The organism is Nannocystis punicea (assembly GCF_026965555.1).
Lineage (GTDB): Bacteria > Myxococcota_A > Polyangia > Nannocystales > Nannocystaceae > Nannocystis > Nannocystis punicea.
The window spans coordinates 9,636,095-9,658,970 of sequence record NZ_CP114040.1; the positions used below are offsets into that span (position 1 = coordinate 9,636,095).

19 protein-coding genes are annotated in these 22,876 nt (G+C 72.6%); 12 read left to right on the forward strand and 7 right to left on the reverse strand.

Annotation, left to right across the window (positions count from 1 at the left end; genetic code table 11):
* The first annotated feature begins 462 nt into the window (after nt 1–462).
* Together O0S08_RS36790 and O0S08_RS36795 are read left to right on the forward strand one after the other, a co-directional pair.
* On the forward strand, nt 463–1,239 hold the full coding sequence (locus O0S08_RS36790; protein ID WP_269034135.1) for a DUF4184 family protein: 777 nt from the start codon (nt 463–465) through the stop codon (nt 1,237–1,239).
* Nucleotides 1,240–1,388: 149 nt separating this feature from the next.
* On the forward strand, nt 1,389–1,688 hold the full coding sequence (locus O0S08_RS36795; RefSeq protein ID WP_269034136.1) for a hypothetical protein: 300 nt from the start codon (nt 1,389–1,391) through the stop codon (nt 1,686–1,688).
* A 415-nt stretch (nt 1,689–2,103) separates the two neighbouring features.
* Here O0S08_RS36795 and O0S08_RS36800 read toward each other — a convergent pair whose 3' ends face one another.
* Nucleotides 2,104–2,787: a TetR/AcrR family transcriptional regulator gene (locus O0S08_RS36800; protein WP_269034137.1), complete on the reverse strand. Its 684-nt coding sequence runs from the start codon at nt 2,785–2,787 to the stop codon at nt 2,104–2,106.
* A gap of 102 nt (nt 2,788–2,889) precedes the next feature.
* On the opposite strand from O0S08_RS36800, the gene O0S08_RS36805 reads away from it, so the two are divergent.
* The 8 genes from O0S08_RS36805 to O0S08_RS36840 all read left to right on the forward strand — a co-directional run bounded on the left by O0S08_RS36805 (nt 2,890) and on the right by O0S08_RS36840 (nt 11,616).
* Entirely contained in the window at nt 2,890–3,738 is an 849-nt protein-coding gene (locus O0S08_RS36805; protein WP_269034138.1) for an NAD(P)H-binding protein, read from the forward strand.
* Between the two features lie 405 nt (nt 3,739–4,143).
* Entirely contained in the window at nt 4,144–4,773 is a 630-nt protein-coding gene (locus tag O0S08_RS36810) for a TetR/AcrR family transcriptional regulator (protein ID WP_269034139.1), read from the forward strand.
* A complete protein-coding gene (locus O0S08_RS36815) occupies nt 4,770–6,458 on the forward strand; it encodes a CocE/NonD family hydrolase (RefSeq protein WP_269034140.1) in 1,689 nt (562 codons plus the stop codon). The genes O0S08_RS36810 and O0S08_RS36815 overlap by 4 nt, the downstream gene beginning before the upstream one ends.
* A 365-nt stretch (nt 6,459–6,823) precedes the next feature.
* Nucleotides 6,824–7,936 carry an MYXO-CTERM sorting domain-containing protein gene (locus tag O0S08_RS36820; protein ID WP_269034141.1) on the forward strand — a complete coding sequence of 371 codons (1,113 nt, stop codon included), beginning with the start codon at nt 6,824–6,826 and terminating at the stop codon, nt 7,934–7,936.
* Nucleotides 7,937–8,012: 76 nt separating this feature from the next.
* The gene (locus O0S08_RS36825) at nt 8,013–9,539 is read left to right on the forward strand and encodes an RCC1 domain-containing protein (RefSeq protein ID WP_269034142.1); all 1,527 of its coding nucleotides are present in this window, start codon (nt 8,013–8,015) and stop codon (nt 9,537–9,539) included.
* Nucleotides 9,536–10,051 carry a hypothetical protein gene (locus O0S08_RS36830; protein WP_269034143.1) on the forward strand — a complete coding sequence of 172 codons (516 nt, stop codon included), beginning with the start codon at nt 9,536–9,538 and terminating at the stop codon, nt 10,049–10,051. The genes O0S08_RS36825 and O0S08_RS36830 overlap by 4 nt, the downstream gene beginning before the upstream one ends.
* Nucleotides 10,052–10,314: 263 nt before the next feature.
* Nucleotides 10,315–11,313 (forward strand): SPM autocatalytic domain-containing protein, encoded by a 999-nt coding sequence (locus O0S08_RS36835; protein ID WP_269034144.1) that lies wholly within the window; start codon nt 10,315–10,317, stop codon nt 11,311–11,313.
* A 174-nt stretch (nt 11,314–11,487) separates the two neighbouring features.
* Nucleotides 11,488–11,616: a hypothetical protein gene (locus O0S08_RS36840; RefSeq protein WP_269034145.1), complete on the forward strand. Its 129-nt coding sequence runs from the start codon at nt 11,488–11,490 to the stop codon at nt 11,614–11,616.
* A gap of 106 nt (nt 11,617–11,722) precedes the next feature.
* On the opposite strand, the gene O0S08_RS36845 is transcribed toward O0S08_RS36840, so the two are convergent.
* The 4 genes from O0S08_RS36845 to O0S08_RS36860 all read right to left on the reverse strand — a co-directional run bounded on the left by O0S08_RS36845 (nt 11,723) and on the right by O0S08_RS36860 (nt 16,277).
* Complete coding sequence (locus O0S08_RS36845; RefSeq protein ID WP_269034146.1) at nt 11,723–12,469, reverse strand: hypothetical protein; 747 nt, start codon at nt 12,467–12,469, stop codon at nt 11,723–11,725.
* 473 nt (nt 12,470–12,942) lie between these two features.
* Nucleotides 12,943–13,875 carry a hypothetical protein gene (locus O0S08_RS36850; RefSeq protein WP_269034147.1) on the reverse strand — a complete coding sequence of 311 codons (933 nt, stop codon included), beginning with the start codon at nt 13,873–13,875 and terminating at the stop codon, nt 12,943–12,945.
* 5 nt (nt 13,876–13,880) lie between these two features.
* On the reverse strand, nt 13,881–14,981 hold the full coding sequence (locus tag O0S08_RS36855) for an RNA polymerase sigma factor (RefSeq protein ID WP_269034148.1): 1,101 nt from the start codon (nt 14,979–14,981) through the stop codon (nt 13,881–13,883).
* Between the two features lie 39 nt (nt 14,982–15,020).
* Nucleotides 15,021–16,277, reverse strand: coding sequence for a hypothetical protein (locus tag O0S08_RS36860; RefSeq protein WP_269034149.1), 1,257 nt, complete (start codon nt 16,275–16,277; stop codon nt 15,021–15,023).
* A gap of 321 nt (nt 16,278–16,598) precedes the next feature.
* Between O0S08_RS36860 and O0S08_RS36865 the strand changes: the two genes are divergently transcribed.
* A complete protein-coding gene (locus O0S08_RS36865) occupies nt 16,599–18,329 on the forward strand; it encodes a hypothetical protein (protein WP_269034150.1) in 1,731 nt (576 codons plus the stop codon).
* 59 nt (nt 18,330–18,388) lie between these two features.
* Here the strand turns inward: O0S08_RS36865 and O0S08_RS36870 are convergent, their stop codons facing one another.
* Both O0S08_RS36870 and O0S08_RS36875 read right to left on the reverse strand, forming a co-directional pair.
* The gene (locus O0S08_RS36870; protein WP_269034151.1) at nt 18,389–20,317 is read right to left on the reverse strand and encodes an IgGFc-binding protein; all 1,929 of its coding nucleotides are present in this window, start codon (nt 20,315–20,317) and stop codon (nt 18,389–18,391) included.
* 664 nt (nt 20,318–20,981) lie between these two features.
* Complete coding sequence (locus tag O0S08_RS36875) at nt 20,982–21,641, reverse strand: RNA polymerase sigma factor (RefSeq protein ID WP_269034152.1); 660 nt, start codon at nt 21,639–21,641, stop codon at nt 20,982–20,984.
* A 414-nt stretch (nt 21,642–22,055) separates the two neighbouring features.
* Between O0S08_RS36875 and O0S08_RS36880 the strand changes: the two genes are divergently transcribed.
* The gene (locus tag O0S08_RS36880) at nt 22,056–22,772 is read left to right on the forward strand and encodes a hypothetical protein (RefSeq protein ID WP_269034153.1); all 717 of its coding nucleotides are present in this window, start codon (nt 22,056–22,058) and stop codon (nt 22,770–22,772) included.
* The last annotated feature ends 104 nt before the right edge of the window (nt 22,773–22,876 follow it).

Below are 22,876 nucleotides of genomic sequence, written 5' to 3' on the forward strand. Positions count from 1 at the left end.
TCGGATGCCACATGCGTGCGTCGCCATTCTGCACGCGCGCCCGGATCGAGGCGCGTCGCGCTCGCGGCGTATCGGTACCGTTCATGAAAAAATCCACCCTGCCCGAGCACGTGGTAGCGGCCGAGCTGCTGCGGCAGCGCGTCCGCCCGCGCCTCGCCGGTCGCCTTGCGGGTGTCCCGACGACGGGCGTCGACCAATGGGTCGTCTCTCGCGGCTTCACGGGCCGGATAGGACATGCACGAATCGCTAGAGCCCGAAGGAGCGACAAGGCCTTGGAAGGGCCTTGCTTGTATCGTCGATCCACATCTCGTGACCGACGACAGGCAACAGCCGCCCGAGCGCTCGCGCTCCTGGATTCGCTCGATTCGTCGCGTGCCGTCCACGCCCCTCGCGTAGCCGCGTAAACGTGGTGTCCTCGCGCGCCCGGCCGTGCGAGACTCCGCGAGCGTCGACCGAACCGGCATGCCCCTGACCTTTCCCTCGCACGCCGCCGCGGTCCTTCCCTTGCTGCATTTGCCCGGCGCCCGCCGCTTGCCCGCCAGCGCGCTGGTCCTGGGCAGCACCGCGCCGGATCTCGTGTACCTCGTCGGCACGCTCGGCGCGGCCGCGCATCATCCCCGCGGGCTGATCAGCTCGTGCCTGCCGGCCGGCCTCCTCGCGTTCCTCTACGTCGAGGCGCTGCTGCTGCCGATCGTCGGCCCGTGGCTCGTCGCGACCTCGCCGGCGCGCGCCCGTCCGATCGTCGCCCGCCTCCTCGGCCCGCGCCCGCTTCCCCGCACTCTCGGCGCCTGGCTGCTCGTCTTGCTCGCGCTGCTCGTCGGCGCCGCGACGCACCAGCTGTGGGACGGCTTCACCCACGCGTGGATGTGGCCCGCGCGGGCGCTGTATCCGGCGACGACCGTCTCTCTGCTCGGTCACCCGGTCCTGCTGTCGCGGGTGCTGCAGCACCTCTCGAGCGTGCTCGGCCTGGTCGTCGTGCTCGCATACCTCCGCCGGACCACGGCGCCCGCGCCCGCGACGAGCGAGCCCGGCGAGCGCAGCGACGCCGCGCGGCGGCTGCTGGTCCTGCTCGCGGCCCCGCTCCTCGCGGCCTGCGTCGCCGCGTGCATGCAGCTCCGCGACCCGCATCCGCGGCTCACCCGCGCGCTGTGGGACGCCGCGTGGTCGGCGACTGCATGGTTCGCGCTGCTGCTCGGCCTCGAGTGCCTGGGTCTGCGGCTGCGCCGCGGATCGCGGTAGGACGGTCCTCTCCATTGTCTCGGCGAGCCTCGGCGCCTACCATCCGGCCATGCGCGTCGAGCTCGCTCCCGCCAAGATCGCCGCCCCGATCCCCCCGGCGATGCGAACTGCCGGCCTCACCGCGCTGATCCTCGGTCCCTGTTCGCGTCGTGCGGGGGATTCGGATTGCTCAATACGGCGTCGGGTGGGCCAGCGACGCGCGGATCCTGATGTTCGCGGTCGGCACACCGATCGCCATCCTCGGCGCCCTGACCCGCGGCGGTCGCGGCTGGGCCGCCTTCACACAGATGGTCCTGTTCGGGCTGCTCGGCCTCCTGATCATCCTCTCCGGCGGTTTCACCTCGTACCTCTACCAGCTCCCGCTGCTGCTCGCGTACCTGTCGCTGCGCGGATGGATGGCCGTCCGCGAGGCTCGGGCGGCCGCATCCCTGCCCGCTCGAATCTCGTGACATGTCCCATGGGCCATAAAATTTCCGACCCGACCAATCACGTGCCCGCCCCTCCCTCCGCCTCGAGCTCGAGGCGCGTCTCCTGACTCGTGCGACGATCTCGCCTGAATCGATCGAATGACCGGATCGCCGCCTGTTGCGCGATCCGGTGCCCCGCCGAGTCCGGCGAATCGCGAGACGAGCATCAAGCACATGCCCGATTTCGTCGAGGCGCGCCTCGGTCCATCTCGAGCCCCTGAGCGGCCCGGGAAGTGCTCCGCGTCGATCGTCCGCTCGCCGGCACGTATGCTGCGCGGCCGATGTCCGCGGCTCTCGCCGACCTGTTCGGGACCTGGATCGAGGACGCGCCCGGCCCGAACGAGGACGCAGCGAGGCAAGGTCGTGCTGACGCGCGGGTGAGCGTTCGTGCGGCCGGTCAGCGCGGCGCGGCGAGGCGGCCGAGCCACTCGCCGAGCAGCGCGCGCTCGGCCTGCGAGAGGGGCGCCGCGTCGTCCAGCACGGCGCGCAGGGCGATGGCCGCGGCTGCGGGTGTCGGGGCCTGGACGACTGGGGTGCCGGTCGTGATCGCCGCGATCACGGCCTCGCGCGCCGACGCGGACAGATCGAGGTCGCGGTCCTCGGGGCGGCGCTCGAGCAGCGCCAGCACGGTGCCGAGGCCGGCGGCGTGGACGAGCTCCGCGGCGTGCGGCTCGCGGACGCGGAGCCGGCCCGCGGCGGCGATCCGGCGGATGCTCTGGGCAAGGACCTGGCGGCCCTCGTCGCCCGCGGTCAGGCGCAGCGCCGGGTCGGCCATCAGCGTGTAGATCGCCGGGTTGGCCAGGCCGAAGGCGATGTGCAGGTCCCAGCCGGCGCGGAGGTCCTCGACGGGGTCGGCGATCGGGACCCGGGCCTGCTTCTCGCGCAGGTAGCTGGCGTAGCCGTGGGCCGCGACAGCGTCGAGCAGGCCGCGCTTGTCGCCGAACAGGCGATACAGCGTCGGGGCCTGGACCCCGGCGGCGGCTGCCACTGCCCGGGTGGTCACCGCGTCGCGTCCGCCGGTCGCGAGGAGCTGCAGCGTCGCCGCGAGGATGCGGGTGCGCGGATCTTCGCCTTCGTCCATGCCCATGATGTTACATGTTTTTCCGTCGATATAGTTTTTTTGTTACCGGCGATATATCCGTGCTAAGGTGATGGTGTTAGCGGCGCTAACAAAGGATCACGCATGTTCATCGTCACTGGCGCTTCTGGAACCCTCGGGTCGCTCGTCGTCGACCAATTGCTCGCGCGTGTGCCCGCCGAACGGATCGGCGTGAGCGTGCGGGACCCGGACAAGGTGCGGGCGCTCGCCCATCGCGGCGTGCGCGTGCGGCACGGCGACTTCGACGAGCCGTCGACGCTGGCGGACGCGTTCGCGGGCGCGACCGACGTCCTCATCATCTCTGCGGCGGCGGTCGGCGAGCTCGCGGTGCGTCGCCACGCGACCGCGATCGAGGCGGCGAAGACGGCGGGCGCGCGGCGCATCGTCTACACCAGCCACATGGGCGCCGGCCTCGACTCGGCGTTCGCGCCGATGCCGGCGCACGCGCGGACCGAGGCGCTGCTGGGGGCGAGCGGGGTGCCGTTCGTCGCGCTGCGTAATGGCTTCTACGCGGCGAGCGGGCGGATGGTGGTCGGCAGCGCGGCGGAGACCAGCGAGCTGGCGGCGCCCGCGGACGGGCCGGTGTCGTGGACAGCGCACGCCGACCTCGCGGAGGCCGCGGCGATCGTGCTCACCGAGCCGGAGCGGCTGACCGGCGTCACGCCGCCGTTGACGGCCGGGGCCGCCCTCGACCTCGCGGACCTCGCCCGCATCGCCTCGGAGCGCACGGGTCGGCCGATCCGGCGGGTCGTCGTCGACGACGTCACGTATCGCGAGCGCATGCTGGCCCTACAGCTGCCGGCGCCGCGCGTCGAGCTGCTGCTCGGGATGTTCCGGGCCAGCCGCGCCGGCGAGTTTGCGGCGGTCGACCCGACGCTCGCGCGGCTGCTCGGGCGGGCGCCGCGGACGATGCACGACCTCGCGTGGGCGTGACGAACGCCGACCGCCGGGGCATCGGTCGCGCGCGGCCGTCGAGGCGTTACGGCCCGGAGCCGCGCCGACGAAGCGCCATGCGCGGAGTAGAGGCACCGGTCGAATTCGACGTGACTGTCGCCGAGCCGTCGGAGCGCCCCGCGGTCATGGACAGGCTCCGCCCTCGAGCCCGGTCCGTCGAGGCCGTCGAGCGTCGCAGCCGGGCAGGCCCGGGGCGAACGCGGCCTCCGAACACTGGGCCGAGCGCGCGTGCCGTTCGCCTCGGTTCATGGTCTGCGCCCCCCGCCGTCACCCGGCTCCGCCGCCCGCTCCTCCCCGATGCCCCCACCCGGGCATCGAGGGCTTGTGTAAGTTCGGCTTACTTGCTAAGTAAGCTGAACTTACTTCGTGCAGGTGCGCGCAGTCATGCCGGTGAGGAGACGGCTCAACAAGAAATCCGCGGACGCCTATCACCACGGCGATCTGCGGCGCGCCCTCATCGACGCCGCGGCCGCGGCCGTGGCCCGGGACGGCGTCGACGCCGTGAAGGTGTCCTCGCTGGCCCAGCGCCTGGGCGTGACCGGGGGCGCGCCGTTCCGCCACTTCGAGAGCCGCCTCGCGCTCCTCGTCGCGGTCGCCGAGGACGGAGCGCGGCGCCTGCTCGAGCGCATGGAGGCCGCGGCGGGCCGCGTCGCCGATCCGCTGGAGAAGCAGCGCGCGCGCGGCGTCGCCTACGTGCGGTTCGCAGTGGAGGAGCCCGGCTACTTCCGCGCGCTCACCCGGGCCGAGGTCGTCGCCGCGTCGCCGCTCCTGCAGCAGCTCGCCGCCGTCTCGCAGAGGACCATGGACGACGTGCTCGGGCGCGACCACCAGGGCGTGTCGAGCCCCGCGCTCGCCGCTCGCAGCGCGGGGATGCTGGCCGCGCAAGCCCTCACGTACGGGCTCGCGCGCATGATCACCGACGGGCTGCTCGGCGACCTCAGCCCCGAGGAGGCCGAGCGTCTGACGTACGAGATCACCGGCGTCCTCGGCGTCGGGCTGGGAGCTTCGTCATGAGACGCGTCCTCAAGATCGTCGGGCTCGTCCTCGGCGTGCTCGTGGCGCTCCTCGCCATCGCCGCGGGCGTGCTCGTGGCCATGCAGCCCGAGCGGCCTGGAGCTCGCGTCAGTCGCCCGCAGGTCGCCATGCGCGACGGCGTGCGGCTCGCCGTCGACGTCATCCTCCCCGAGCCCATGCCAGCCGAGCGCGTCCCCGTGGTCCTGTTTCAGACGCGCTACTGGCGGAGCTTCGCCACGCTCTTCCCCGATCAGCCCGGCGTGCCGCCGATCGGCCCGCGCGACGCCTCGGTCGACAAGCTCGTCGCCGCGGGGTACGGCGTCGTCGTCGCCGACGTCCGGGGCACGGGCGCGTCGGCGGGGACCTGGCCGCGCCCGTGGTCCGACGACGAGGTGGCCGATGCGAGCGATCTGATCGCGTGGGTCGCGGCGCAGTCGTTCTGCGACGGGCGCGTCGGCGTCACCGGCGTCTCGTACGAAGGCACGACCGCGCTGCTGTCGGCGACGACGACGAACCCCGCGCTCCGGGCAGTGCTCGCGCGCGAGGTCGAGTGGGATCTGCTCGACGAGCTCCTCGCGCCCGGCGGCGTGCGCAACACGTCCTTCATCACCGCGTGGGGCCAGGACGTGGCCAGCCTCGACCGGAACCAGGTGCCGGCGTTCTTCCCCGCGCCGGCGAAGTACATCGTGACCGGCGTGCATCCCATCGATGGCGACGAGGACGGCCAGGGCCTCGCCGAGATCCTCGGCGCTCGACGCGTCGCCGACGTCGCGGGCGCGGTCGTCGGCGTGCGCGGTTCGACGGATCTGTTCGCGGGCGTGCCGATCGCGGAGGTCGGCCCTGCTGCGCACGCGGAGAGGCTGGCGAACACGACGGCCGCAGTGGCGCTGTGGGGCAGCTTCTGGGACGGCGCCACGGCCGACGCGGTCTTGCGAGCCGATCGCGCGATGCCCCTGGCGGAGGCGGTGATCGGCCCGTGGACGCACGAGGGAGACGAATCCGCGAGCCCGTTCGGCGCGCGCGAGGGCGCCGCAGTGGACCTCGACGCCGTCGTCGCGTTCTTCGACCGCCACTTGAAAGGGACGGCGCCGCCTGCCCCGAAGCGTCGCTACTGGGTCGCCGGCGCGGAGGTGTGGCGCGAGGCAGACGCGTGGCCCACGACGCGCCCCGCGGCCTATTCGCTGGCCACGGGCGGGGAGCTGGTACGCGGGGAGGCCCCGCTCGCGGCGCGGCTCGACGTCGACTTCCAGGCGACCACGGGGACGAAGAACCGCTGGGTGACCGGCCTCTTGCGCCCGGTCGACACAGGCGACCGCGCGAAGGCCCGGGGGCTCCTGTCCTTCGACCACGCGCCGCTCGCGGATGCGCTGTCGGTCTTCGGCGCGCCGGTGCTGCGCTGCCGGGTCACGCCGGACGGCGAGGAGTCCGCGCTCTTCGTCTACCTCGAGGCGAAGCTCGCGGAGGGGCCGATGCGGCTGCTCACCGAGGGGGTCGCGCGCATTCGTGGCGGCGACGTCGAGGTGCGTCTGCGGGCCATCGCATTCGAGCTGCCGCCCGGCGCGACGCTGCGGGTCTCGCTCGCCGGCGCCGACGCCGACACCTTCGAGCGCGTCCCCGCCGAGGGGCCGCGCTCGCTGAGTTTCTCCGCCCCCTGCGCGATCGAGCTCCCCGTCGTCGCTCCTTGAGGGCGAGGCCTGACATGGCCTTCGAGACATGTTTCGGCCGCGAGCTCACGCTGGGAGCTGCGAGCCAGCGTCCACAGTCGCGGCTGGCGCGGTCGCGGAGGTCGCCGAGGCCGGTCCGCGAACTGGCGCTCGCCGAAGACCGTGTGCGGGCCGACGCCGACCTGCCAGGTCGCACGTGGGGATGTCGACCGCATTGCCGTACGAGAGGGGCGGACGGCAGCGACAGCTCCTGCGAGGACGACGGCGCCGCGACCGGGACAGCCGTGCCATGGGGGAGCGCACAAGCGGGCCCTCGGCAGGCGTGCAACTCCCCGTAACGGCGAGACAACCTCACCATGGCCCGGGCGCTGCAATCTGCGCCGGGCATGCGCAAGACCCCTCTCCTTCGTCGCTTCATCCAGGGCACCGCGGTCGTCGGCGCGTGTGTCCTTTCGCTTGTCGCCCCGCGCGTGTCGGAGGCGTGCTCGCCGGCCGACCCGGCGGTCCAAGGCACCTTGCCGGTCGAGGGCGGCACCCATCCGGGCAACGCCGCGCTGCTGTTCGACGGCTTCAGCATCATCATCACCGACGACGTCACGGTCACGGTCGACGGCGAACCCGCGACGCTGGTCACGGCCCCGTGGAACAACGACGTCCCCGGGCTGGCCGCGTTCGTCGAGCCGGCGCCGATGGAAGGCCAGACCGTGGTGGTCTCCGGCAGCTTCTGCCCCGACTGCGAGATCACCACGCTCACCTATACCGCCGGGCCGCACGACCTCGCCGCCCCGGTGCCGGTCGTCGACCAGGCGCTGGTCGGCATCTACGATCACCGCGACTTCGTGTCGGGCGGCGGTGATTGCCAGAGCGACAGCGACCTGACGTTCTACGTCCACCTCGATCAGGTCGGGCCCGGCCCCGGCGAGGTCCCCACGCTGTTCACGGTCGCCTGGGACCCCGACGGCGAGGGCGACGCCGGCTTCCGCAGGACCGTACGCGCCGACAGCGAGTCGCTGGTGGTCAGCCTGTCGGTGACCGCCGCGCAGCTCGCGGGCAACGATCCGCTCGAGGACGTGTGCCTCGAGGTCCGCGCGATCGACCTCGCCAACAACGCCGCCGAGCCGTTCACGCTGTGCCAGCCGTGCTTCTTCCGCAAGGACGACATCGAACAGACCGTCGACACCCCGGCCGAGCCGGACTGGACCGAGGCCGAGGGCGTGCCGGGGAGCGCCTGCGCCAGCGACGAGGCGACGACGGGCGACGAGGAGACCGGCGGCGCGGAGACGACCGGCGATCCGACCGAGGGCCCGACGACCAGCGCCGGCAGCGACACCACCGGCGACACCACCGGCGATACCACCGGCGACAGCGCCACCGGCGGTGAGGACGACGGCGACAAGGGCTGCGCGTGCAGCAGCAACGGCGGCGAGCCCGGCGACGCGGGCCGCTTCCTCCTGTTCGTGCTCGGCCTCGGCCTCGCGCTGGTCAAGCGCCGCGGGTGAGCGAGCCCCGCGTCGACCTGCGGTCGTCCGTGCGACGTCCGACGCCGCCGCCTGCGACCTCGGCCTAAGGTGGGCTGTGCACCGGCGCCGCGGCGGCTCATGTCTCTGTCTCCTGCTCCTCGGCTGCGCTCGCGTCGACCTGTCCGCCCCCGAGATGCAGTGCGCCCGCAGTCACGACCTCCAGGCCTGGGCGGACGCGGTCGACCGCGCGCGCGAGGCCGCCGGCGGGCTCGTCGAGCTGCGCGCCATCGGGCTCGCGGCCGCCCGCGCCTCGACCTGCGCGATCGACCAGGAAGGAGCCCTATGGTGTTGGGGACAGGTCGATGAGGACATGTTCACGGTGCCGCGTCGCATCGACGTCGACCAGCCGGCGCGCGCCATCGACGGCACCGCAGCGTTCGACGCCGGCTACGCCGCGCTCCTCGCCGACGGCTCGGTCTTCCGGTTCGGCCGGGAAGTCCGCGACGATGACCGCCTCACCTTCCCGCGCCCGCCCACCACGCTCGCCATGTCGCAGAGCGTCGTCCTCGTCCGCCTCGAGGACGGGAGCTACGCCTGCGACGACGGCGGCGAGCCGTGCCGGCATCACGACGAGCGAATCGGCGACGGCACTCGCCTGTGCCTCGCCAACCTCCACGACTCCGCGTTGTCGGCGCCCGAGAATTGCTCCGGCAGGCACGACCACGTCGCCCGCATCGTCGAGCTCGGGCCGCGGATCCGCGTGTGCGGCGACACCCGGCCGTGGCCCGACGACTGCGGCGACGACCTCGTCCAGCGCGTCACCACCGAGCTCGACGTCTGTGAGCTCCGCATCGACGGCGCGGTGCACTGCGCCGGCGTGCACACGGACTGGCTGAGCGGGACTCTCGGGATCCCACGGCCCGTCGGCGACGATCCGCGCGTGCGCATCCCGCTCCCCGAACCCGCCACCGCGATCGCTGCGGGCTCGCACCATCTGTGCGCGCTCGGCCGCAGCGGGCGCGTCCTGTGTTGGGGCCACAACGAGCGCGGTCAAGTCGGCATCGGGCCGATCGGCGTCGACGTCGCCCCGGGCCCCGTCGCGGGGCTCCGCGATGTCATCAAGATCGGCGTCTTCGACACGACGGTGTGCGCGCTCGATCGCCGCGGCGATGTGTGGTGCTGGGGCGCCGCGCCCGACCGCGCGCGCTACCCGGTGAACGCGTGCATGCCTCACGTCGCGACTCCGACGCGCTTCGGCCACACGCGACGGCCGTCGCGCGTGGAACACCTGATCGCCGATCGCCACGACGTCTGCCTCGGCTTCGAGGGCGGGCGCACGCGCTGCTTCGGCGCCAGGCGACGCGAGTTCGACGTCGACCCCGACGAGTTCTTCCTGCGCGAGCGGCCGCACTGCGCCGTGTGGAACGAAAGAGGCGTCGTATGCGGCCACACCGACCCTGCGCCGGTCCCTGGCGCCGAGTCGGCCAGGGACGTCGACACCGGCTCGCGCGTCGCCTGTGCCCTCCTGTACGACGGCACGGTCACGTGCTGGGGCGGCGAGCGGCGCGGCGAGCTCGGCCGCGGATACCTCGCCGAGGTGCTCACTCCGCAGGTCGTGGCGATCCCGGAGCGCGCGCCGTGAGGCTGCTGCTCGCCCTCGTGCTGCTGACCGGCTGCGCGAGCGCAGCGACCCTCGAGCAGCGGAGCGCCCGCGGCGAGCTCGCCGAGGGTTGTCTCGGCAAGATGCGCGAGCGGCCCCTCGTCCCCGCCGCAGACACCCACGTCATCCGCATGCTCGTCGAGCCGGGGTGGAAGCGACCGACCGCGCATCGCGTGGTCGTGCATCCGCGCGGCAGCGGCACTCTGGTCTTTCGCAAGCTGAACTGGTGCGACAGCGAACGGCCCTGGCTGATGGCGGCGCGGCGCGTGCACCTCACGCGCCGCCAGGTCGCACGCCTGCTCGCCCTGCTCGACGAGATGCACTTCTGGTTCGTCGGTCCGGACATGACCCGGTCCGGCGCCTACCATCCGACCTTCCTGTCCCTCGAGGTGACCCGGGACGGGCGCCACCGCGAGCTCTGGGGTCACGCCGTCGATCGCCAGCTCTGGGCCGTCGCGCAGCTCCTGGCCCGCTACGCTCGCCTCGCCCGCTGAGCCCGCGGCTCCACCCGCGGTCCCTGATAATTTCAGAAACAGACCAGGAGGGTCCTGCCGGCAGGCGATGCGCTCCCTCGCGGTCTCGCCGAGGCGCAGGTCCGCTCCGTGAGCGAGCCCCGAGTGACCGCCGCGTCGCCCCCGGCGGCCCGCCCGTGACACGCCCGTCAGAGGCCCGCCACGGGTACCGGCGAGGCCGTCGGACCAATTTCGGAATTATTCAACGATCTCGGCGTGGCACGCTCCTCGCTTTGAGCGCCGGCATGCCCGCCACCTTCCGCGCTGCCTTCACCTTCGCCGCTCTCGCTCTCCCCCTCGTCGCGTGCGACGCCAAGCCCGAGCCTGGTGACTCCGCGGCCGACTCCCAGACCACCGCGCCCGAGGACACCACCGGCGAGACCACCCAAGGCGCGGAAGATCCGACCGAGTCGACCACCTCGACCACGGGCAACGAGGACAGCGCCACCGAGGGCAGCGCCACCGCGGGCGCCACCTCGACCACCTCCTCCCAGCCGAACGACGGCTCCTGCAACGAGGAGGCCTACGGCGACTCGCGCGCCTGTGACGGCGGCATCCAGTACTGCGCCATCGACTGGGCCGAGCCCGAGTACCATTACTTCTGGGGCCCCTGTCGCGCCGACTTCCAGTGCGTCCCGGGTCAGCAGGACGACGGCTGCACCTCGTGCCAGCTCAACGAGCAGGGCGTGCCCGTCCTGATCGACGAGTGCGGCGGCGACTCCGAGACGAGCACCCCGCTGGTGCTGAGCTTCGGCGGCGGACCTGTCCGTTACGACAGCTCGGCCGCCGCCTTCGACCTCGGGCCGCAGTGCGGCGCCACCGACTGGCCGACCGCCGAGACCCCGTGGCTCGCCCTCGACCGCGACGGCTCCGGCGCGATCGAGACCGGCCGCGAGCTGTTCGGCAGCGCCGTCCGCCTGCGCCGCGGCGTGCTGGCCGACAACGGCTTCCAGGCGCTCGCCGAGCTCGACCAAAACCGCGACGGCAAGCTCACCGCCGCCGACCCCGACTTCGCCCGCCTCGTCCTGTGGGCCGACGGCGACGCCGACCGCCGCTCCACCGCCTTCGAGCTCACCCCGATGAGCGCCGCCGGCATCGTCGAGATCAGCCTGACCTACCGCGAGGACAGCCGCTGCGACGGCCGCGCCAACTGCGAGATCGAGCGCGCCGCCTTCACCTTCCGCGACGACCTCGGCCGCGAGCGAGTCGGCGACATCGTCGACGTCCACCTCGCCTGCCAGTGACGCGCCCGCTCCGTCGCGCCCCGGGCCGGGCTCTCCGCCCCGGCCCGGGTGCGCGCGATGGGCCACGGCTGCACCATTCACAGGAGTGCGCCGAGCCTGTCCTTCGGGACATCCGCTTCGTGACTGCAGCTACGCGCACGGTCCTGCTCCATCACTCGTGGCATTCCTGTCGCAGTGGAGGCCACGACCGACACGACTGCGATCGGCGCTCCCGGGGAGCCGCCCCCGACGGCCCCCGACGCCCTCCCTGGCAACATCACCGCCGAGGCGCGGACGACCCGCCACGGCGACTCGTCGACGTGAAGATGCGTTCGCGCCGTGCTCTGGTGATACCGGCGCTCGCGGCTCGTGCGGGCACGGCGGCCGTATCGCGGTCACCGCGGGACGCCCGTCGCCGGGACCCGCGAATTCACACGCTGAACCCGCAGCACTCGCTCGCCTTGTCGGGCAACGCCTCGTGCGTCGCGCACACCCCCATCGCCGGGCACGTCACGCCGGTCGGCACGCCGTCGATCGAGCATACGCACTCGTCTTGGTCGCACTCCATCGTCTTCGTCGGCTCGTCCGGGCAGAGGATCTCGGCCGAGCACACGGTCCCCTCCACGTCGCCGCCGAACGCCGCCCCGCACGTCCCGGGGAAGCAGAGCGACTCGAACACGTCGTTCAAGTCGTCGCATGGCCAGGGTAGATCGGGGTCGATCAGTCCCATCAAGTCCTCGCACGTCGATCCCGCGAGGCACTGCAGGTACGCCTGCGTCGCGTCCAGGCACTCCCCCTCGTCGAAGCCGAGCTCCGCCGCGCAGGCCGACGCACAGCCCGGATCGGGCCGCCGGGCCATGCACGCCTGGGTCTTGTCGCAGTACGCCGCGCAGTCCTCCTCGATCGTCGAGCCGCCGGTCGTCTCCCCCGTCGTCTCGTTCGTCGCAGAGGTCGTCTCGCCGGCCGTCGCCGTCGTCGTCGCTTCGCTCGTCACCGTCGCCGCCGTCGTCGGCTCCGTCGTCGCTTCGCTCGTCTCCTCCGTGATCGTCGAGCCGGCGGTCGTCGGCTCCGTCGTCGCGTCCCCGCTCCCCCCGCTCTCCCCGCACGCGGGAGCCAGAAGGAGCGCGAAGAGCGTCGATGCCAGGGTCGATGAGGGTTTGCCGGGGATGGGTCGCATGCCCATCACTTGCCCGGCACCGCGGCGGTCCGTCAGCCGTGACGCGATCATTTCTCTTCGTGCAGCGAACGGCCCGATTCTCGCTCGCACACCGCGCGTCGCTCGCGGCGAAGCGCCCCGTGAACCGCTTCCTCTACCCATTGGCGACGCCTGCGTCGCCCATCCCAGTGGCTCCCGCGACCCGCGCGGCCCCGATCGCCACGGACGGCCGTCACTTACCTGTCCTTCGAGACATCTTTCGTTCCTCGCGCCCGTACGCGCCCGCAGAAGCGCCTGCGCGAGCTCGTCCCCGCGCGGGCGAGGGCCTCGCGCGGCGCTCTCTCCCGCGTGAATCCCACGCGCGGCTCGCAGCTTTGTCCCGGAGCGCCGAGCCCGCGGAGTCTGGAAGGCGCCGTTGAAAATGTTGCCCCATCGGGTCCGACGGCGCCGGGCGCGGCCGGCTGGCAGGAGCCGGCCCCGCTTCGCCGATATCGCTACTCCTGGTCGGCCTGGCGGACGATCCAGCGATACCTCGGGCCGCAATTGATGCAGGTCCAGATCTCGGCCTGGCCGACGACGATGTCGTAGCGCTCTCCGCCGGCGAGCAGCTGGCCGCGGTTCTCGTCGAGGAGTTCGAAGCTGGGGCCGCCTTCGTGGGTGAACACGAGCCCCAGGCGCTCGACCAGATCCGCGTTGGGGTTGGCGCAATCAGGCTCGCAGAGCGGCTCGCAGATGTTGTCGTCGACTTCGATCGTCAGCGGGGCGAGGTTGGCCTGCGGACGATCGGCGACGTCGAGGTCGAGACCGGCGAGCAGCAGCGACTTGTTCGCGCCGCGCAGGGTGAACCAGCTGCCGCCGACGATGTCGATGCCGTCCCCCTTCCAGAACGCGGCGAGCTCGACGGCGTCGCCGACGACGACCTCGACGATGAAGTCGGCCGGGCCCGTGACGCGCAGGGCGATCGGCATGTCGACGAGCTCGCCCTCGCTGCAGCGGAGGGCAATGTCGATAGTGCCGCCCCCGTCGGCCACGGACTGCACGGCGCAGTCGCCGGCGCTGATGTGCTTCTCCTCGGGGTACGTGTCGACGTCGATCGGCCAGTCGCCGAAGTCGATCGTCACCGAGGCCTGGGCCGCGGGATCGGGGGCCTCGCAGGCGGAGGGCGAGAAGCCGGTGGTCGCGGAGTCAGTGGGGGCGGGCCCGCCGGTCTCCGTCTCGCCGGCGCTGGTCTCCGTCTCGCTGGCGCCGGTCTCCGTCTCGCCGGCGCCGGTCTCCGTCTCGCCGGGGTCCGACGACGACGAGCCATCGGTGTCCGAGCCGTCGACGGGGTTGGCGCCGACCTTGGTGTGGAGCACGCACCCGGGAGCCACGAGCGCGACGAGGACGATTGCGGGGATCGATAAGGAAATGCGGGTGAAGAAGTTCATGCTCATCACTTGCCCGGCACCCGCGGCGGCCCGTCATCGGTGCAGCGATAATTTTCGTGACGACGGGCGATCGCTGAACCGGGGTGCCCCACGAGCAGCCCGCGCGCCGCCGACTCCGCGGCCTCGACCTGGCCCTGATGACAGAGCGCCTCGACCCGCGCAGCCTCGCGGGCGTCCGCCAGGGCGCCGCGCGGGAACTCGCGGGCGTGCCGGGCCAGGAGCTCGAGCGCGCGTGCCGGCGCGTCGGCGGCGAGTCGGGCCTGATCGAGCAGCTCGACCTCGCGGGCGAGAGCGTCGGACTCCGGCGCGGCCGCGTCCGCGGCATGGGTGGCGACGACCGCCGGGATGGACGGAGCTTCGGCCGACGGCTCGGGCTCGGGTCCGCCGCGGGCGAGCGCCACGACGAGCGCGCCTCCGGCGGCCGTGACGAGCGTGGTGGCGAACCACGCGCGCGCCGTGAACCACGCGCCGAGACCGACGCTCGCGGCCGGCTCGCCGAGCAGCGGCAGCACCAGCGCCCAGTTGCGCTGCGCGGCCTCCGGCGGCGGCGTGTGGCGCTCGCGCTCGGCGGCCACGCGGGCCTCCAGCTCCTGCGGACTCACCAGCGCCTGCAGCTGGGCCCGCGCGAGGCGTAGCCGCGAGTACACGGTGTTGAGCGGCTGCCCGAGCTCGGCCGCGACTTCGGGCCCGCTCATGCCGAGCAGCTCGACCATCTCGAACACGGTCCGGTTACCGGGGCCGAGCCGGCCGAGCAGGTGGTCGAGCTGCTGCGCGGCGTCGACGCGCTGCTGCGGCGACTCGGACGGCGGCGGCAGGAGGCGCAGCGCCTCCGCCCGACGGGCCCGCCGCGACGCGCTGCGCCGGTAGTGAGAGGCGACCCTGCGGGTCACGCCGTACAGCCAGGCCCGCGGCGAGACCTCGTAATCGAGGTGGTCCAGCCGGCGGTACGCGGTGAGGAACACCTCCTGGACCGCGTCGTCGACCGCCTCCGGCGGGACGCCGAAGCGCCGCGCCGACGCCCACACGAACTCGAACTCGCGGCGGTAGATCGCGTGGAACTCGCGCGCGCGCTCGACGTGCGGATCGGTGGGAGAGGACGCTTGCATGCTGCTCCGAATCGATTGCCCGGCACGCGCGGCCATCCGTCACCGCGGATCGCGGAGCCGTACTTCGACCCCGAAGAGCAGCCGGCCGGACGCCGGCGCGGGCGTGAACAGCGGCACCGGGGGGCCCGGATCGCGCACCTCGAAGCCCGGCCGGACGAGCCCTGCGACCAGCTGCAGCGCTCCCCACAGGCTGAAGCGCTCGCCCAGCCGCACTGCGACGCCGGCCCCGGCGACCGCCGCGAGCCACGGGACGGTCGTCGTGCGCGCGTCGGGGAGGTCGCGCGCAGCTCCGCGCATGCCGCCGAGCTCGAGGCCGCCGCACAGCGGGACCTCGACGCGCCCGCGGCCCGGTCGCGCGCAGCCGAGCACGGACGCGGCGGCGAGCGAGGCCCGCAGCTCGCCGAGGGGGGTCGTGGCGGTGCTCGGCGCGAGGTAGACGCCGTGCAGCTCCAGCCGGGCCCACCGCCACAGCAGCCCGACCGCCAGGCCGACCGCGCCGGTGACCCCGGGCAGCGCGCCGATCTCGGGACCGCCCTGGACCCGCACGAAGCCCCCGATCGCGCGCCGCGGCCTCGACTTCGGCGGCTCGGCAAGAACCGCCTCGAGCTGCCGCTGCTCCGCGGTCCAGGGCGCCGACACGGGCACGTCCGTGGCCGCGGGGCCCTCCGCCGACGCGCTCTCCGGCGCCTCCACCACTTGGACCTCCGCCGCGCCCTCCACTTCGCTCGGCGGCGCGTCCCCGGCATCGCCCGGCGGCGCGTCCCCGGCCGGCGGCGCGCCCTCCACTTCGCTCGGCGGCGCGTCCCCTGCCCCGCTCGCGCCCGCCTCGGCCTGCGGCGCGCCTGCGGCCTCTCCCGCCGGTCCCGCGCCAGGAGACTCGCGTCGAGGCGCTCGAGCGGCGCGCGACGGCGCGGTCGGCACGGGCGCGCGCGACGGCGCGGCCGGCTCGACCGAGGACGCGCGGATCGCCGTCACCGCCAGGACTGCGGTCGCGTCCGTGAGCGCCGCACAGGTCGTCGCGGTCAGCGTGCGCGACTCCTCGGGCCCACCGGCGCGCAGGCGCAGGCGCAGGCGATACGGCGGCGGATTCGCGTGGGTCGTGACCGCGCCGTCGATCGCCAGCTCGCCGGCCCGCAACGGCCGCCCGAGCCGGGTCTCGATCGCCTGCAGCAGCGCGCTGCGAGCGGGACAGGACGCCGGTGCCCGCCAGGTGATCGCGGCATGGTCCGCCGGCGGCGACGACTCGGGCACCTGGGCGACGGCCAGCAGGCCCGCGAAGGTCGATCGCAGCAGCATGAAGCGACGCCCGACGGTAGCACATCCGGTGGCGTGCCTCGCGGGTGTGAGCATGGACGACCTCGGCTTCGCGCTGCCGATGCCAATGCCGTTCACCGCGATGGCACGACCACCGCCCTGGCCACTTCGCCGGCTCGCGTGCACGCTTCGCTCGATCTCTGGTATGGAGGCACAATGGCTCGATGCGCTCTCGCGGCCCGCGTCCTTTGTTTCAACGAAAAGGGCCGCGCATCAGTGATGATACTCCGGAGGATGATCCCCGCATGAAAGCATTCCTGCTGTGCGCGGAATCCTGTGACTTCGACGATCCGAGCTCGTCCCATGATTGAGTCGCCCCCAAACACCCGGCGCGGCGGACAGGCGCTACTTTGGCTGGCGGCCTGGTCGCTGGGGTGCGGCGCGACGACGGACGACCCGCGGCCGCCGCTCGAGTGGCACGGGGAGCGGGTCTCGCTCGGGACGGACCTCGTCGACGAGGTCTGTCCCGGCACGCTCGCCGCCCTCGATCGCGGCATCCTGCAGATCGAGGCCGAGCTGGGGCTGGCGGCCAGCTCGGAGCGGATCTCGTTCTGGGCGCTGACGTCCGACCTCCTCGAGCAGATCGGCGTCTGCCCTTCGGGGCGGGGTTGCGCGCTGCGCAGCATCGTGTACTTGAGCGGCGGGGGATTTCAGCGGTCCTACCTCCACGAGCTCGTCCACGCCCGACAGCGGCAATTGGTGAGCTCCAACAAGCGGCTCTTCGAGGAGGGGCTGGCGACCGCGCTCGGCGGCGGCGGCGGTTGTCTGGCGTACGAGGACTGCGCCCGCGCCGAGCTCGACGACCTGTTGTCGATCTCGACGTCCGGGGAGCTCGGCCTGCCCGGGTATACCGCCGGCGCGGACCTCGTGCACGGCATGCTCGCGGAGCATGGGCCGGCGGAGGTGCTCGCCTTCCTGGCCGAACTCGAGCGCGACACGCCGCCGGCCGAGGTCCGGAAGCGGTATCAATCGCGGTTCGGCCGCTCGCTGACCGACGATTATTCGGCGTACTTGCGCGGCCCGCTGTCGACGTACACGCCTGCGCAGCTCGAGTGCGACGCGCCGGCGGCCCCCGTCGCCGGGCCGGCGGGCGGGATCCTGCTGCAGGCCGACATGGATTGCGGCGATCCGCAGGTCGTCGACGACTTCGCGCGCGCGAGCGAGGGCGATCCGCCCGGCGGGCTGGTCGAGTGGACCTTCGTCGTCGAGCCCCGCCACGCCGGGGTGTACACGCTCTCGGGGTCGACGCCGGCCGCGAACACTCTGAGCCTGCGTCGGTGCGCGCCTCACGGTTTTGTCTGGGAGCACCTGGCCGACGAGGGGCCGTGGACCCTGGCGACGAATCTGCCGCCGAACCCGCCGCGAACGATCGTCCTCGGTCCGGGCCTGCACCAGATCGTCTGGCGTGATTCCCTCGACCAGGGGGCGCGCCTCGACCTCCGACTCGTCCCGGCTTGCACCTTCGAAGCCCAGGATTGTCCCTTGGGCCAGCAGTGCACGATCTGGAACGCTTGCGAGCCGCAGGTCGAGCAGCCGGCGCCGCTCGGCGCGACGTGCTCGGACGACGGCCCGACGCGCGCCTGCGAGGCCGGGGCGCGGTGCGTCGGCGGCGTCTGCACCGCGGAGTGTGACGCCACCCGGGAGTGCGCCCCGGGCTCGGGCTGCGCGCGCATCCGCGTGTGCGGTGGCGACTGCGACCTCGTCGCGCAGGACTGCCCCACGGGGTCGACGTGCTTGCCGGCCGCAGATCCGGCCCGGACGGCCGCGGGCAAGGGGCAGTGCGTGGCCGCGGGCGCGGGCGAATTCCTGGCCGGCTGCGATCGACGCGAGGGCGGCTGCGCGGAGGGGCTCAGCTGCGAATTCGTGCGGGTCTCCGGGCTCCCCGACGAGGCCGGGTGCGCGGACGACGACCGCGAGGGCTGCTGCGTGCCGCTGTGCGATCCGTCCGCGGCCGACCCCGGCTGCCCCGAGTCCGTGCCGTTCTGCGATCCGATCGCGGACGGGCCGGCCGGGGTCTGTCGCACGCAGTATTGACGGCCAAGTCAATGGCCCAAGGGACATGTTCTCATGAACATGTCCAAAGGACCATTGGGTCACTGCGGGATGACGTCGAGGTCGAGGCCGCCCGGGTACCAGTAGCTGCCGAAGTCGATCACGCCGTACACGCTGATGCCGACCTTGGTGTCGGAGGTGACGGTGTGGCTGCCGTTGCCGGCGTTGCTGAGCTTGACGTGGGCGAGCGAGTAGCCGCTGGCGCCGATGGCGGTGAAGTTGTTGACCGCGGCGCCGTCGACCTGGACCGTCGAGTTGTTGGGGGCGATGATGTCGACGAAGTTGGCCTGCCAGCCGGTCTGGGCGTAGAAGAGGTAGCTCGAGCGGAACTGCTCGCTCGGCACCGCGACCAGCATCGCCGGGTCGGAGGTGCCGTAGCCGGCGCTCTGGCCGACCATGTACTCGGTGACGAGGATCTTCTTGTCGGCCTCGACCACGTACTTGTTGGTGCTCTGGCCGATCTCGACGAAGTCGCCGGCCTTGGCCAGGACCTTGTTGACCGGCTGGTCGGGCGTGAAGGTGAGCGTGGTGTTGTCCTCGCTGGCGACGATGCGGACGATGACGGCCTTCTCGAGCGCGTTGTTGGGTTGCTGCACCGGCGGGGCGACGATGTACTTCTTGGCCAGCGCCTCGATCGGGAACATCGACTCCTCGAGGTGATCGCAGGCGGTGATGCCGATCGGGACCTGCGTGCAGTCGTGGCCGCCGATCACCTGGACCGGCTTGTTGGCGGTGACGATCGACCCGGTCGGGTCGCCGCCGTTGGCCGTGGTGATCTGCAGGACGTCGCCGTCGTTGAGCGTGATGTTGTTGCCGTTGCCCTGGGCGTCGACGCCGCCGCCGGCCTGGGTCGGCACGCCGTTCTTGGGCGCCTTGACGTTGACGACGGTGCCGTCCTCGTGCGCGGTGATCGAGATGAAGCCCGGGTAGGGGTTCCAGTGGTTCCAGGCGGCGACGAGGTAGTTGCCGGTCCAGGTGTTGACCGGCAGCAGGAGCGAGGCGTCGTTGGTGACGTCGGCGTTGAGCGGGTTGAACTGGTAGACGGTGACCGGCTGGGTCGAGCGCAGGCGGTAGGCGCCGTCGGTGATCTTCACCGTCGGGCCTGTCCCGTTGGTCAGCTCGGTGACCCACGGCAGGTTGATCACCGCGACGCTGTTGGCGGCGACCATCTGCTGCACGACCTGGTTGGCGCCGCGGTGGACGGTCACGGTCGCCGAATTGCCGGTGGTGTTGGCGACCGCGACCGCGTAGGGGTTGGCGGGGCCGACGAAGACGTCGAGCTGCTGGGTGACGACGGGGTAGTACTCGCAGCCGATGTACGAGGTGCCGATGTTGGCGCAGGCGCCGACGCACTGGCCGAAGTTGGCGTCGCACGACAGGCCGAGCAGCGGGTCGCAGCTGTCGCCGGCGACGAAGCCGTCGCCCTGGTCGTTGCAGACCAGGACCTGGTTGCCGTCGCACTTGGTGGCGCCGGGGTCGCAGGCGACGCAGCCGAGCGGCTCGACGCACAGCTCGGGGCACGGCGTCTCCGACTTGAACCCGCCCATGCCGTCGCAGACCTGCGCGACGTTGCCGCTACACTGCACCTGGTCCTCCGCGCACGGCTGGGGACCGGTGGTGCTGGTGGTGTCGTCGGTGGTCCCGTCGGTGCTGGGCTCGGTGGTGCCGGTCGAGGTGCCGCTGGGATCGGTGGTGCCGGTCGAGGTGCCGGGCTCGTCGGTGGTGCTGCTGGTGACCGGGCTGGTCGTCGAGGTCGTCGGGCCGCTCGTGTCGCTGCCGGCCGAGTTGTCGGTGGTGCTGCTGGTCGGCGAAGAGGTCGAGCCGGTCGGGTCCTGCGTGTCGACCCCGCTCGAACCCTGGCTGGTGCTCGTGGTCGTGCTGACGCCGGCGGTGATCGAGACGACGCCGGTGCCGTCGTCGCCGCAGCCGGCGAGGGAGGTGATCAGGGCGGTGGCACAGAGATGGCGCATTCCAGGGCGGAGCATGTAGTTGTCGGTATCACGACCCGACCTGCGACTCCATCCCATGCGGATGCGTACTGCGCTCGAAATTGTCCGCTCGCCGTCCGCGCGTTCGCCACGGCGGGGCCCGTCCGGGCCTCCGAGGGGCGTGGCGTTCGCCTGAACGAGGCGGAATCCTTCGCGCGACGAGTGGCGCTCGCGCGCTCGCGGCTCGTCCTGCCGCACGTGCAGGGGTCGCCGAATGCTCCTCCGAAGGACCCCGACTCGGCGGTGCCGTCCGACTCGCTGGACCCGCCCGGTGGGTGTTCACGCGCGCGTCCTCACCGGCCGTGCAGGGCCGCTCCTCGCGGGACCCAACGACAGCGGAGCAAGCATGAGACGTCGTGAGCTCCGGGCCCGGCTGGCTGGGCATGCTCCTGCTGGGGCACGGCCGGCGCCGCGCTCGACGAGCGCGACATGTCCATGAGGACATGTGTCGTGAATTCGTCGGTGTGATGATTCCGTTCGGACAGCGGGCGGCGCACGACCTGGCCGGATCGGCAGGCTCGGCCTCGATGGTCCGTGAACGAGCGAGGCCGAGGCACGCCCCGCGAGGCTCAACGGCGCCGGATGGGCGGTGCGCGGGCGTCGTTCGCCATCGACCCCAGGCCGCATCCTGGGGGCGCCACGTGATTCAGGGGTCGTCTTCGAGCGGCGCGTCGGACGTCCAGCCATGCTGCGCGCGGACCTCGGCGGCCCATGCGTCGAGGTCCGCGACGGTCGGGGCCGCGGGCGGCGAGGCGGCCAGGCGGGCCGCGATGGCGGCGCGCAGGCGGTCCTTGCCGCGGGCGAGCTGGCTGCGCAGCGTCGGCTCGGCGATGTCGAGCAGCAGCGCCGATTCGCGGCTCGTGAGGCCGCTGAAGTACCGCAGCTCGAGCACGACCTGGTCGTGGAGGGGCAGCTGGCGCAGGGCGTCGACGAACACCTGGGCCTGGCGCCGCGCCATGACGATCGAGCTCGGCGAGGCCGGAGCGAGGTCGTCGACGCACAGCTCGGTGAAGTCGAGGAGCTCGCGCTGCCGCTTGTATCGCTTGCGGATGTAGGCGTGCAGCACGTTGTGGGCGACGGCGTAGAGGTAGCGCCGGAAGCTCGTCTCGCCGCGGAACTGCGGCAGCGACTCGAGCGCGCCGAGGAAGGTCTGATGCACGAGGTCGGCCGGGTCGTCGCCGCCGGCGACCTTGTTGCAGAAGAACCGCGACATCTCGCGGTAGTGCCGGGAGACCAGCACGTCGCCGGCGCCCGCCTCCTTGTCGCGCCAGGCCCGCGCGAGCTCCCAGTCACCGGGCTCGGACATCCGCGCGAGTATACCCTCGCCCGGTCGACCGCTCGCCCGCGCCTCGAGCGCGTCGACCCGCCACGCCGCCACGCCGGAAGAACGCAGCAGCTCGCCCGAGCAGCGCCGCGTCGGCTCGCCGATCGGCTGCGAGCGCGCGCGGGCTCGCTCGAGCGGCCGGCGGCGACCGCCTCGACAGCGGCGCCTCTCGCGCGGCATCGCGCCGAAAAAAAGTTGCCCGGGCCCGCCGATCAAAGTCCGGGACGTCGACACTCGTCGATCCGCCGCGACGAGACCCGCCGGACGAGCGGAGCCGTCGCACCACGTCCATCCATTGAAACGACCATGCCTGGCGCGGGAACCCGGCCGACGACGCCGCGGCCGCGACGTCTGCCGTCAATTCATGTTTCGTCACCTTCGATCGATCGGGTCATCATGCGAGTCTCATTAAATCTCCGGAGCGCAACCGTTAAGACAGTTTCCCTCGGGTTCGCCGCCATCCTCGCGGCGACGGCCTGCGGCGACAGCGGCAGCAACAGCAGCGCGCCGGGCACGGACACGGCCGCGGCGACCAACCCGGGCCCGGGCCCGGGCAGCGGCAGCGACGGCGGGACCGTCCCGCAAGCCGATTGCGAGTCGCGCTGCGAGGCGCACGCGACCGGGTGCGACGTGCCCGAGGCCAACGTGTCGCAGATCTGCGGGGGCATCTGCGGCGATTCGCTCACCGAGGCCGCGCTCCAGTGCATCGAGGCGCTGCCCTGCTCGGCCGGCGAGGACGAGCTCGACGCGTGCGTGAACGACAACCCGGGCGGTTCCAGCGAGTCGGAGGGCACCTCCGATTCGGGGAGCCCCTCGGCGGGAGAATTCGGCGACCCCTGCACGTGCGGCATGACGAGCGGCGAGTGGGAGTGCTCCGGCTCGAACATCTGCGCCACGGGGCTCATCTGCGTCGGCGTCGGCAGCGACGCCGGCACCTGCCGCGGCCCGGTTTGCTGCGACAGCGAGAGCGACTGCGCGGACAAGCTCGGCAAGCAGGCGAACTGCGCCAGCGGGCAGAAGTGCACCTGCCGCGGCGAACTGGAGTGCGTCGGCGAGGCGTGCACCTGCGAGGGCGGCGCTCTGACGAACCGGGGTCTCTGCTATCCGGAGTGATCGAGGCGGACGATCGTCACGAGTGCGGCGAAAATCCGCGTCCAATGGGCGCTGCTGCAGATCCGGCATTCGTAGCAGCCCCGTGCCTGGGTTCCATCGGAGGC